Genomic DNA, 12870 nt, shown 5'->3' with positions numbered 1-12870 from the left:
ATTATAATTTGTTAATAGTATAGAATGTTTATCCATTTATATAACTCATAAGTTTCCACATATAACTCATAAGTTTGCTACTAAAAATTAATAGTTTACACAAAAAACTCATAAGTTTAATTTACCTTTTTATACAAAATTAATAGTTTGCATAAAAAACTCAATAGTTGCTTTAAAAAAATATATAGTTACCTCCCCTCTTTGCTAGATTAATAGTATTATATTTATATATATATGTTCTCTCTAAAAAATTTATTTACTAATAATATACCTTATATCCCTATTCATAAAATTAATCCTGATGAATTTATTCTCATTAGTAATTATCTTATTCTCTCTTCTAGCACTATTCACAATTTACTCGGCATTATTATGGCTTCCGGCATACCTTTAACACATCTAAAAGATCCTTTTATCAAAATATTTTATACTTTTAATAACAATATTATTACTTATACATTAAGTAATGGTCTACAGTTTCAACAATATTCTTTACTCGAACCCAATGTTATTGCTACTTCCATTATTAAAAATTTAAATAAAAATATTTTATCTTCTATTCATGCATACAAAATTAACTACATCGCTAAAAATATATTCAACTTCTCTATCACTACAAAACATATAATTTCTATCTACTCTTTGATTGCTAAGTCTAAAATTACCTTCAATAATATCTATTACAATAATACTCATCTCAATATCCTATTAGATAATCAACCTTGTATACTAGACTTATACGAAAAAATAAACTATATTAAGTCTTTTAACAGACTAAAACTTAATAAAAATAACCTAGATCTATTTAAAAACCATACTAATAAAACTCTCTCTACTATTGCTTCTCTGGTTGAATCTTTCTTCCTTGATCAAACATCAAACAAAAACCTACATACCCTCAAATCTTATATTAATCTACACCTCAAACAACTTGGTATACCTTATAAATCTACTAATAGATTGCAAAAACTACTATTATCTCATATATTTTTGTAATTATACATTGTACATTTTTGTGACATCTCTTTAAAAAAAATACATAAAAGAAAATAAATTTGTTCACTCAGCAGCAACTATGTACAAATTGATAATAATATATTGCTTGTACTATTGTAATGAAAACCTAAAAAAATTTTTTTCGACCCCCTAGCTTAATATCAATTAGTAAAAACTAACTTCATACTCAGTATCACTAAAGATACTGAGTATTTAGATAAAAAAGCAGGAATTCCTGCTTGTAAAAACTTATTCCAATGAATAACCACACTATATTAATTTGTAGGTTTTACTACACTACTGGAATCTTCTTTTATGCAATCATCAACATCTTTTAAACATTTATCAACTGTTCTTCTTACAATAGATACTATCTCATTTACAGTTTTACCAACTACTCCTATTAATACTGCATTCACTGCTTGTCCTGGTGCATGAGTAGCAACAGTTGCTAATTTACCATCCTTTGCCATTGCTCTCAATGCTAAACCTGCTGCTATTGCTGATGCATTTGTTTTAATATCATCATGAGCATTTGTATCATCTTTAGTAGCAACTGCAATGTCATAAGCATTTGTTGCTGCACTAATATTACCTGCTTGCTTACTTGTATCCTTAGCTGCTTCAATTGCTGCTAATATATCTGCACCACTAGCTGCAATTACTGCTCTCCTGGCTCCACTTAGTGCCTTGGCATCACCACCAACATCACCAGTGCCTTTAAATAACTTTGCAATCTCTTTAGAATCCTCAATCTGCTTATTAGCATTTCCTTTTGGCTCAGTATCAGCTTCCTTTGCTGCTTCATAAATTAAGTTAATCCCTTCAACAAGACCCTTAACGCTTGCTGTATTTGCTGGTGCTGCATCCTCAGTATCACCAACATTACCACCAACTTTACCATTAGCACTACCAGTAGCATCCTTAATTTTACTTGCTCCTTCAACTATCTTTCTTAAAGTATCAATTGCCTTATTAATTGTACTTTCAGCTTTATCTTTTATTAAATTAAACTGCTCATTTCCCTTTAGCTCTTCTAACTTATCTTTAGCTATTTTCACTGCTTCTCCAACCTTACCCAATCGTTCTCCTACTGCTTTTTTAGTTGTATCTGCAGTAAGACCAAATGCTTCTTTTAGTAAATTTCCAAAAGAAACAAAAGCATCCAAAAATAATTGTCTTGAGCTTGCAATTACTTCACTTAAACTTCCAGTCCCTTTCTCTGAACCAGTCTTCCCAGCATCAGCAGCCTGTTGTCCACTTCCACAGCTAAGAAGTAAAAATAAAGTCATTAATAACGCACTTAAAGTAATTCTTTTCATTATCACGTGCCTCCTTTTTTACTCAAGGGGGTAAGATATAGATAAAAGGAAAACAATTCTCATGAAAAGAAAAGTTTCCCTCAAATGACTTTATTTAGTTATGTATATTGTTATTAATTCTGATTATTAACTTTTGTTTCAGGGATCTGATTATCAGTAGTTACAGGAGTATCAGTAGAATTAAATTTCATAGCATCTTTAACTTCCTTAAGTCCCACGTCAATAGTATCTCTTATTGCAATAGTTAATGTACTTAACGCCTTAGTAACAGCACTTACTGCTGCATTCTCCACTGCTTTCTTTGCATCAACACTAGCAGCATCACTAGGACCAGCAAATTTACCACCTTTAGCCATAGACCTTAAAACTACAGCACCTGCTATAGTTGCATCTTTAGGGATAGCACCAGCATTCCCAGTTGTTTCTTTAGCTAGCTTAGCAGCATCACCACTTTCTTTAACCATAGTTTTTAAGATATCAGCACCAGTTACTGCTCCAACAGCTTTTGCTGCATCAGCAGCTGATTTTTTTGCATTCTCAGCAGTGCCAACATTAGCAGTAGCAAATAATTTACCTGCTTCACCATCCCCAGCAGCAGCGGTTCTTGCAGTAGAACCATCACTAGCCTTTTTATCATCCCCCGCCTCAGGATTTCCTTCTTTAAGTACTACACCTACAATCTTTCCAATTCCTTCACTAAGAGACTTAACTGAAGCTTCTTCACCAGCAGCACCTGCATTTTGGTCAGCAACATTAGCTATTGGATTACTATCAGAACCAATAGCTTCACTAGCAGTCTTAGCCCCTTGGATTATTTTATCAAGAGTATTAGTAATTAAAGCTTTGACAGCGGTATCAGTAGCCTCTGAATTAGGATTATTCTCAGATTTCATGTCAGCAACAATTTTATTAAGCTTATCCTTAATGCCTTGTACAACATCATGGACTTTCTTAAAGTAAGCTGCAACATCAGACTTTTTAGTATTAGTATTAAACCCTAAAACCCCTCCAACCATATCAGAAAGGGAAGTAAAAACATTTAAGAAGTCATTACTTAAACTAATAATAGATTTCAAGAATCTACTCTGAGGATCCTCAGCCTTAGTACTGCCACTCCCACAACCAAGAAGTAAAAATAAAGTCATTAATAATGCACTTAAAGTAATTCTTTTCATTATCACGTGCCTCATTTTTTACTCAACTCAGGAGGGTAAGATAGTTAACAAGCTTTGAACAAAATAACAAAGCTAAAACATAAATATTGTAACCTTACAGATACTGTGTGTGATTCAACAATAAATAAAATTGATTGTTACTAACAAATAATTAAATAATTTTTGTAAAAAAATAATTGACAGAAAGTCATTTAAAGAAGGAAGATAATTAAATAAATTTACTTTACTAATAATGACATTAATGCTAAAAATATTCCTATATTAAGGGTAATAAGGGTACCAAACATCCAATTATGTAATCTTGATGTACTATCAAACTTAATTTTATTAATTTCCATATCTTTTCTAACAAGAAAAACCTCATTGCTCACAGATGCAATATCAGATTTTAACTCACTTTTAACGTTGTCAATCTTATTATCAAGTTCATTAAATTTAGTATCTATTTTGCTATCAAGTTCATTGAATTTAGTATCTATCTTAGTGTTAAGATTATTCTCAACTGTATCTATTTTGTTATCAAGTTCAGTCTTGACAGATTTAATTTCAGCTTGTAAAAGAGCTTCAACCTTTTCAAGTTTTATATCAAAGTTTTCTTTTAAGAATTCAATATCTTTATAAGTCAGTTCATTACGATAGTACCTGTAAGATAAATCAATAGCAATATCTCTCTTAATACCGGCTTTAGTAAGTTCAGCTATAACCATTTGCTGTGTAATTACTGGTTGAGCAAGTCCCATAAAAAACTCCTTATGTAATTATTATATAATATCTTAAGTATTACAGGAACCTTATCTTAGTAAAATGGGCTTTAAGAAAACGGGGATCCAAAGTCAATAACATATATGATGCTTACATGCTATCTAATGAATCATCATCACTCTTACCATCTCCTTTGTACTTATAAATATCAGATATAGCTGACTTACTTGAATAATCCATAATACTGTAATTCTAGTAAATTTATTACTTATAGGTTTAATTGGTACAAGCTTAACTTATGACTCATACCTGCTCTAAGGTTAAGAAAGGTTTTAGTCACATTCCCATGACCAAAAACGTTATCCCTATCTTTAACATATAGTGTTAGGCCAATTTTCTTTAGTTTATAAAAAAGCTCAAATGCAATCTTACCATCAATCCGTTGTTGAATGATTGCTGTCAATACTATTTAAACCTGAATTATTAGATATAGATAAAGGAAAACAATTCTTATGAAAAGAAGAGTTTTCCTAAAATGACTTTATTTAGTTATGTATATTGTTATTAATTCTAATTATTGACCTTTAGTTTCAGAAAATTGCCTATCAGTAGTTACAGGAGTATCAATAGAATTAAATTTCATAGCATCTTTAACTTCTTTAAGTCCCACGTCAATAGTATTTCTTATTGCAATAGTTAAAGTACCCAATGCCTTAGTTACTGCACTTGTTGCTGCTCCCTCTATTGTTTTTTTTGCATCATTAGCATTGTTACCATTAGCAAATTTACCATCCTTTGCCATGGCTCTTAAAGCTATACCCCCTGCAATAGTTCCATCTTTAGCATTAGCTGCAACACCAGCAATAGCGGCAGAATTTTTAGCTAGTTTAGCAGCATCACCATTATCTTTAACCATGGCTTTCAAGATGTCAGCGCCAGTTACAGCACCAACAGCTTTAGCAGCATCAGCAGCTGCTTTTTTATCATCTCCAGCAGCACCAGTACTACCATCAAACAATTTACCTGCTCCATCATTATTTCTTACATTAAGCTCCTCAGCTTTTTTATTATCACCAGCATCAGCATTTCCTACATCTTTAAGAACCACATCTACTATACTTTTAATTCCATTTATTAACTTATCAACCCCAGTCCCTGCAACACCAGCAGCATTGGCAGCAGCAACATTAGCAAGCGAGTCACTAGCATCAGAACCAATAGCCTCACTAGCAGTTTTAGCTCCATCAATTATTTTATCAAGAGTATTAGTAATTAGAGCTTTGACAGCGGTATCAGTAGCCTCTGAATTAGGATTATTATCAGATTTCATATCAGCAACAATTTTCTCAAGGGATGTCTTAGTAGATGAAACAGTGTCATGAACAGTTTTAAAGTAAGCTGCAACATCAGACTTTTTAGTATTAGTATTAAACCCTAAAACCCCTCCAACCATATCAGAAAGGGAAGTAAAAACATTTAAGAAGTCATTACCTAAACTAATAACTGACTTTAAGAATCTACTCTGAGGATCCTCAGCCTTAGTACTACCACTACCACAGCTAAGAAGTAAAAATAAAGTCATTAATAACGCACAAAAAGTAATTCTTTTCATTATCACGTGCCTCCCTATCATTCAAAGAGGCAAGATATAGGTAAAAGGAAAACAGTTCTTATAAAAAGAAGAGTTTTCCTCAAATGACTTTATTTAGTTATGTTGATTAATAATTATTTATTGTTACTGTCCACTAGTTGCTGTTTCTGCGGGTGTAGTAGCTTCTACAGATTTATCTTCTTGTGTAACTGTAGCAAGAGCTGCACTTATTGTCTTTAAACCACTATCAACAGTATTCCTAATAGCAATAATAAGGGTACTTAAAGTCTTACCAACAGCACTAGCAGCTGCACCATTAACTGCATGAGCTGATTTCTCTTCATTTTGTTTAGCAGCAAATTTACCACCCTTTGCCATTGCTCGCAGTGCTATACCCGCAGCAATAACTGCATCTTTCTTTGCTGATTCTATTGTAATCTCTTTAGCGGCTTCTGCCTTAGCAGCAGCAATCTCAGCAGCATTCTTTGCTGTCTCAACTTTAATCTCACCAGTACCAGCCTCAGCAGAGCTAGCAATAGCTTGTAATATGTCAGCCCCAGTTACTGCACCAATTGAAGCACTAGCAGCTGCTGCATGTGCTTCTGTTCCATCAGCGTCTTTAGTCCCAAACAATTTACCAATTGACTTTTTCTCAGCTTCGGCAGTTTTAGTAACTCCTGCATTTCCCTCATTTGATTTTAAAACTATCCCGACAATTTCTTTAATTCCTTTAACTAGTGAGTTGACACTTGTAGCATCTGCTGCTACAGCATCTTGATTGTGTACAGCATTACCAATAGCATCGCTACCAATAGCTCCTGTTGCTGCTGTCTTAGCCCCTTCTGCGATCTTGTCTAATGTTCCTGTGATAAAAGTATCAACGACTGATTTAAGTTTCAAGTAATTTCCATTTTTTGCAACTTCATCTTGTAATTTCTTTTTAACAGATGTCATAGTCTCTGCAATTTTAGTGAAATAAGCTCCAATATCTTCCTTTTTAGTGTCAGCCTTAATACCAAAAGCGCCAGCAAGCATATCAGAAAGAGAAGTAAAAACATCTAAGAACCCTTTACCTAAATTAGCAATAGAAGTTAAGAAAGTGGTTTTAGGATCTTCCGTCTTAGTACTACCACTACCACAACTCAGAAGTAAAAATAAAGTCATTAATAACGCACAAAAAGTAATTCTTTTCATTATCACGTGCCTCCTTATTAACTCAAGGGGGCAAGATATAGCTAAAAGGAAAACAGTTCTCATAAAGAGAAAAGTTTTCCTCAAATGACTTTATTTAGATTATTTAAATAGATAATTTATTTAGCAGCAGCCGGTTGAGTAGTAGAACTAGCTTCAGCTGATTCAGTAGTAGTTTCAGAGTACTGTATTCCCTTAACAGCTTCTCTTATCTTATCTAGATTGCTTGATACTGTTTTTCTAATTATAAAATCAAGAACTCCTAATACCTTATTTACAGCCGTTACAGCTGCTGATTTAACTGCTTCAGTATCTGCAGCATTAGCACTGAATTTACCACCTTTAGTCATAGCCTTAAGAGCAACAGCAGCTGCTAGATCTGCGTTACTCTTTGCGCCAGCTCCTGCATCTGCATTATTATTAGAAGCAGCTAGTGCTCCTGCTTCATTATCCGTACCAGCATTAAGCTTAGCAGCAGCAGTAGCCTTAGCATTCTTAATCTTGTCAATCATAGCCCATGGATCTGCTTTAGATACTTCAACTGCTAACTTATCACCAGCTCCAGCAGAAGCCTTGGCAGTATGCCCTCCAAGTACAGCAATAGCATCAGTAGCATTAGCAGCTACAGCTATCTGATTACCAACATTTCCGGGTTTGATTTCTATGCCAGATTTCTTTGCTACTTCAATAATTGAACTTACACTTTTAATTATAGTATCAACGCCAACCTCTTCAGCTGCAGCAGGAGGATTATCAACATTATCACCAATAGAAGAACTATCATTAGTTATACTAGCCATTTTGGTTACAGAGTCAATTAGCTTTGCAATAACGTCACTAGCACTGTTAATTGCATCTTCAACTAATTTAATTGTGCTGCTATTAGCATTTTTTGCTTCAGATATTTCATCTGATAGCTCTTTTAATTTCCCATTAGTATCTACCAAACCTTTTTTTATTTTCCCAAAGTGTTCACCAACTTTACTTTTCTGGTCACCCGATTTAACAGCTGTAAATCCCAAAGCATCCCCAATAGCATTACCAAAGACGCCAAAAATCTCGTAAAACCCATGTCCTATCTTAACTAATGAATCTAAGAAAGTATTCTTACTCTCAGCAGCCAATTTCTCAGCTTGAAGTTGTCCACTGCCACAACTAAGAAGCAAAAATAAAGTCATTAATAACGCACAAAAAGTAATTCTTTTCATTATCACGTGCCTCCTTTTTTACTCAAGGGGGTAAGATATAGATAAAAGGAAAACAATTCTTATAAAAAGAAAAGTTTTCCTCAAATGACTTTATTTAGTTATGTTTATTGATAATTATTTATTATTGCCCACTATCTGCTGCGCCTACAGGTGTAGTAGAATCTAAAGATTTATCTTCTTGTGTAACTGTAGCAAAAGCTGCATTTATTGTTTTCAATCCACTATCAACAGTATTTCTTATTGCTATTATTAGAGTACTTAATGTCTTACCAACAACATTTGATGCTACACCATTAACTGCATTAGAATCTTTAGCATTCTGATTAGCAGCAAATTTACCATCTTTAGCCATAGCTCTTAAAGCAATCCCCGCTGCAATAATCGCGTCTTTCTTTGCTGCATCTTTAATTTCTTTCTTGTTAGCAACAGCGGGAGCAATCGCAATCTCTGCTGCATCTGTAGCTTTTTCAATTCCCTCACCCTGATCAGCTTTAGGCTCTTCCGTGGATTTAGCAATAGCTTTTAGAATGTCAGCACCAGTTACTGCACCAATGCTTGCTGCTGCCTTTGCAATATTTTCTTCTTTGGCATCAGCCTTACCTGTATCATTAATAAAAAGATTACCAATATCCTTTTTATCATCTTCTGCAGTTTTAGTAGCCTCTGCACTCCCTTCATTATTTTTTAATACCACTTCAACAATAGTCTTAATCCCTTTAACTAGTGAAACAACTGAATCCTTGCTAGCAGGAGTAGCTCCATGTCCAGCTGAGGTAGCATTTCCTATAGCATCACCAGTAGCCCCTTTAGCCGCTTCCTTAGCTCCTGCAGCAATCTTGTCTAATATGTTAGTGATAAACGTATCAACAACTGTCTTAAGTTTTGAGTAATTCCCATTCTTAGCAACTTCATCTTGTAACTTTTTTTTAACTGTGTTCATAGTTGTCTCAATATCAGTGAAATACTTACCAATATCAGATTTCTTAGTATCTGCTTTAATGCCAAAAGCACCAGTGATCATATCAGAAAGGGAAGTAAAAACATCTAAGAACCCTTTACCTAAATTAGCAATAGAAGTTAAGAAAGTGGTTTTAGGATCTTCCGTCTTAGTACTGCCACTCCCACAACCAAGAAGTAAAAATAAAGTCATTAATAACGCACAAAAAGTAATTCTTTTCATTATCACGTGCCTCCTTTTTTACTCAAGAGAGCTAGACATAAACAAAAGGAAAACAATCCTCATGAAGAGAAGAGTTTTCCTAAAATGACTTTATTTAGTTATGTTTTATTAATAATTATTTTATTGTTGTCCACTAGCTGTAGCGCCTGTAGGTGTAGTAGAATCTGCGGATTTATCTTCTTGTGTAACTGTAGCAAGAGCATCACTTATTGTCTTTAAACCACTATCAACAGTATTCCTTATTGCTATTATTAAAGTACTTAAAGTTTTGTTTACAGCATTAGCAGCAACCCCTTTAGCTGCCTCAGCCTCAGTTTTATTTGCAGCAGTATCCTTAACAATAAATTTACCATCCTTAGCCATAGACCTTAGAACTATACCAGCAGCAATAACTGCATCTTTCTTTGCTGCTGCATTTAAGTCAGTAGTTTCAGTTGAATCACCATTAGCCATTGCAAGCCCTGCTGAATCTTTTGCCTCACTTGCCTTACCAGAAACTGATTGATCACTAGACTTAGCAATAGCTTTTAGTATATCAGACCCAGTCACTGCACCAATTGAAGCACTAGCAGCAGCTATATGTTTCTCTTCTGCTCCATTACCGGTTTTATCACCAAATAGTTTTCCTATTTTTTTCTTATCGTCATCAAGAGGATTAGTTACATCTTTTACCCCATCACCTTCATTTGGTTTTAAAACCACATTTACTATAGTTTTTATTCCTTTAACTAGATTTCCTACACTAATTGCATTTGCTCCTTTACTATTATCATCAGCTTTTTCTATAGCTCCCAAATTACTATTAGCATCTTTAAGACCACTAGCAGCTGTTTCAGACCCTTCTGCGATCTTGTCTAATGTGCCTGTAATAAACTTATCAACAACTGTTTTAAGTTTTGAGTAATTTCCATTAGTAGCAACTTCATCTTGTAACTTCTTTTTAACTGTATTAATAGTTTTTTCAATAGAAGTGAAATACTTACCAATATCAGATTTCTTAGTATCTGCTTTAATGCCAAAAGCACCAGAAACCATATCAGAAAGGGAAGTAAAAACATCTAAGAAACCTTTACCCAAATTAGCAATAGAAGTTAAGAAAGTGGTTTTAGGATCTTCCGTCTTAGTACTACCACTACCACAACTCATAAGTAAAAATAAAGTCATTAATAACGCACAAAAAGTAATTCTTTTCATTATCACGTGCCTCCTTATTTATTCAGAGGACCAGACATAAATAAAAAGAAACATAAATAAAAAGAAAACAATTCTTATGAAGAGAAATGTTTTCTTAAAATGACTTTATTTAGTTATGTATATTGTTATTAATTCTGATTATTAACTTTTAGCCTCAGGAACCTGCTTATCAGTATTTATAGGAGTATCAGTAGAATTAATATTCATAGCATCCTTAACACTCTTAAGCCCTGTATCAATTGTTTCTCTTATCGCTATTGTTAGAGTATCTAAAGCCTTAGTTACTGCACTGATTGCTGCACCTTTAACTGCAAAGGCATAATCATTATCAGCAGCAGTAGGACCAGCAAATTTACCATCATTAGCCATAGCTCGCAGTGCTATACCTCCTGCAATAGTTGCATCTTTAGGGGCAGCTCCAGCGTTACCATCATTACTCTTAGTTAACTTAACAGCTACACCTTCATTACCTTTAGCAATAGCTTGCAAGATATCAGCACCAGTTACAGCCCCAACAGCTTTCGCAGCATCAGATGCTGATTTTTTTGCATTATCAGCAGTATCAGCATTAGCAGCAAATAATTTACCTGCTTCACCATTAGCAGCTTGAGCAGTTCTTGCAGTAAGACCATCGGCTTTTTTATCAGTACCAGCCTCTGCATTTCCTTCTTTTCCAAGTACTATATCCACAATAGTCTTAATTCCACTTACTAATTCATCAACTTTAGTCCCAGCAGCACCTGCATTCTGATCAGCAACATTAGCAATTGGGTTATTATCAGAACCAATAGCCTCACTAGCAGTCTTAGCCCCCTGGATTATCTTATCAAGAGTGGTAGTAACTAAATTAGTTACAGCAGTCTCAACTGTAGAAGAATTAGGATTATTATCAGATTTCATGTCAGCAACAATTTTATTAAGCTTATCCTTAGTGCCTTGTAAAGTATCCTGAACTCTCTTAAAGTAAACTGCAACATCAGACTTTTTAGTATTAGTATTAAACCCTAAAACACCTCCAACCATATCAGAAAGGGAAGTGAAAACATTTAAGAAGTCATTACTTAAACTAATAACAGTTTTCAAGAATCTACTCTGAGGATCTTCCACCTTAGCACTACCACTGCCACAGCTAAGAAGTAAAAATAAAGTCATTTGAGGAAAACAATTCTCATAAAGAGAAGAGTTTTCCTCAAATGACTTTATTTAGTAGATTATTTAATTAGATAATTTATTTAGCAGCAGCCGGTTGAGTAGTAGAACTAGCTTCAGTTGATTCAGTAGTAGTCTCAGAGTACTGTATCCCCTTAACAGCTTCTCTTATCTTATCTAGATTGCTTGATACTGTTTTCCTAATTATCACGTCGAGGACTCCTAATACTTTATTTACAGCAGTTACAGCTGCTGCCTTAACTGCTCCAGCTTCATTAGCAGCATTACTAAACTTACCACCTTTAGTTATGGCTTTAAGAGCAACAGCAGCAGCTAGGTCTGCATTACTCTTTGCACCAGCATTATCAACCCCAGTTCCAGCAGCTAATGCCCCAGCTTCATTAGTATTGTCACCAGAAACATTACCTGTTTTGACTTTAGTATTTTTAATCTTATCAATCATAGCCCATGGATCTGCTTTAGCAACTTCAGCTGCTAGCTTATCACCAGCTCCAGCGCCTGCAGCTGCATTATTATGACCACTCAGTACAGCAGGGGCAGCAGTATTAGCAGCAGCTGTTATCTGCCCACCAGCATCTCCAGCTTCAATCTTTACTCCAGACTTCTCTGTTGCTTCAACAATTTCTTTAACTCCTGCAATAATAGCTTCAACTCCATCCTTTTCAGCACCAGCAGCAGCATTATTATCATTATGACCAATTGGGTTATCATCTTTAGTTGCATCAGCAAGTTTAGTTAGAGCGGCAATTAGTTGTTCAAAGACATCACTAGCACCTTTAATTGCACCCTTAACAGCTTCAATTGTGCTGCTATTAGCATTTTTTGCTTCAGATATTTTATTTGATAGCTCTTTTAACTTATTCTTAGTATCACCTAAACCTTTTTTTATCTTCTCAAAGTGTTCACCAACTTTACTTCTCTTGTCACCCGATTTAACTACTGTAAATCCAAAAGCATCACCAATAGCATTACCAAAAAAGCCAAAAATCTCTTGAAATCCATGACCTATTTTGATAAGTGAATCAAAGAAAGAAATTCTAGATTTAGCAGCCAATTTAACTTCTTAAAGTTAATTACAACAATATAGAAGGCATCTTAGATATAGATCTAAGATGCCTTCTAATCTTACTTTTAAGTAATT

General features: G+C 34.2%; 10 protein-coding genes and 1 pseudogene. 1 reads left to right on the top strand and 10 read right to left on the bottom strand.

Annotated elements, in window-relative coordinates; translation table 11 throughout:
* Window positions 1–234 precede the first annotated feature (234 nt).
* On the top strand, window positions 235–996 hold the full coding sequence (locus bpSLO_RS06830) for a hypothetical protein (RefSeq protein ID WP_083253466.1): 762 nt from the start codon (window positions 235–237) through the stop codon (window positions 994–996).
* Between the two features lie 275 nt (window positions 997–1271).
* Here bpSLO_RS06830 and bpSLO_RS06825 read toward each other — a convergent pair whose 3' ends face one another.
* From bpSLO_RS06825 to bpSLO_RS06780, 10 genes and pseudogenes are all read right to left on the bottom strand, one after another.
* Window positions 1272–2318 (bottom strand): variable large family protein, encoded by a 1047-nt coding sequence (locus bpSLO_RS06825; protein ID WP_051480053.1) that lies wholly within the window; start codon window positions 2316–2318, stop codon window positions 1272–1274.
* Window positions 2319–2431: 113 nt separating this feature from the next.
* Window positions 2432–3508 (bottom strand): variable large family protein, encoded by a 1077-nt coding sequence (locus tag bpSLO_RS06820; RefSeq protein WP_432432501.1) that lies wholly within the window; start codon window positions 3506–3508, stop codon window positions 2432–2434.
* A gap of 203 nt (window positions 3509–3711) precedes the next feature.
* Window positions 3712–4233, bottom strand: coding sequence for a Bdr family repetitive protein (gene bdr, locus bpSLO_RS06815; protein WP_025407669.1), 522 nt, complete (start codon window positions 4231–4233; stop codon window positions 3712–3714).
* 536 nt (window positions 4234–4769) lie between these two features.
* Window positions 4770–5807 carry a variable large family protein gene (locus bpSLO_RS06810; protein WP_432432500.1) on the bottom strand — a complete coding sequence of 346 codons (1038 nt, stop codon included), beginning with the start codon at window positions 5805–5807 and terminating at the stop codon, window positions 4770–4772.
* A 123-nt stretch (window positions 5808–5930) separates the two neighbouring features.
* A complete protein-coding gene (locus bpSLO_RS06805; protein ID WP_246990119.1) occupies window positions 5931–6983 on the bottom strand; it encodes a variable large family protein in 1053 nt (350 codons plus the stop codon).
* Window positions 6984–7096: 113 nt separating this feature from the next.
* Window positions 7097–8188: a variable large family protein gene (locus bpSLO_RS06800; RefSeq protein ID WP_246990117.1), complete on the bottom strand. Its 1092-nt coding sequence runs from the start codon at window positions 8186–8188 to the stop codon at window positions 7097–7099.
* Window positions 8189–8306: 118 nt separating this feature from the next.
* The gene (locus bpSLO_RS06795; RefSeq protein WP_246990116.1) at window positions 8307–9368 is read right to left on the bottom strand and encodes a variable large family protein; all 1062 of its coding nucleotides are present in this window, start codon (window positions 9366–9368) and stop codon (window positions 8307–8309) included.
* Window positions 9369–9485: 117 nt separating this feature from the next.
* On the bottom strand, window positions 9486–10562 hold the full coding sequence (locus bpSLO_RS06790; protein WP_246990115.1) for a variable large family protein: 1077 nt from the start codon (window positions 10560–10562) through the stop codon (window positions 9486–9488).
* A 138-nt stretch (window positions 10563–10700) separates the two neighbouring features.
* On the bottom strand, window positions 10701–11711 hold the full coding sequence (locus tag bpSLO_RS06785) for a variable large family protein (RefSeq protein ID WP_246990107.1): 1011 nt from the start codon (window positions 11709–11711) through the stop codon (window positions 10701–10703).
* 76 nt (window positions 11712–11787) lie between these two features.
* Window positions 11788–12786, bottom strand: a pseudogene (locus tag bpSLO_RS06780) (variable large family protein); the annotation flags it as partial.
* Window positions 12787–12870 lie beyond the last annotated feature (84 nt).

The sequence above is a fragment of the Borrelia parkeri genome (genome assembly GCF_023035815.1).
Classification (GTDB): Bacteria; Spirochaetota; Spirochaetia; order Borreliales; family Borreliaceae; genus Borrelia; species Borrelia parkeri.
The sequence above is the reverse complement of the archived record's forward strand: the minus strand, read 5'-3'. Positions and strand labels throughout refer to the sequence as shown.

Coding starts and splice junctions, on each gene's coding strand:
- bpSLO_RS06830 (WP_083253466.1), top strand. CDS start 235: ATGTTCTCTCTAAAAAATTTATTTACTAATAATATACCTTATATCCCT.
- bpSLO_RS06825 (WP_051480053.1), bottom strand. CDS start 2,318: ATGAAAAGAATTACTTTAAGTGCGTTATTAATGACTTTATTTTTACTT.
- bpSLO_RS06820 (WP_432432501.1), bottom strand. CDS start 3,508: ATGAGGCACGTGATAATGAAAAGAATTACTTTAAGTGCATTATTAATG.
- bdr (WP_025407669.1), bottom strand. CDS start 4,233: ATGGGACTTGCTCAACCAGTAATTACACAGCAAATGGTTATAGCTGAA.
- bpSLO_RS06810 (WP_432432500.1), bottom strand. CDS start 5,807: ATGAAAAGAATTACTTTTTGTGCGTTATTAATGACTTTATTTTTACTT.
- bpSLO_RS06785 (WP_246990107.1), bottom strand. CDS start 11,711: ATGACTTTATTTTTACTTCTTAGCTGTGGCAGTGGTAGTGCTAAGGTG.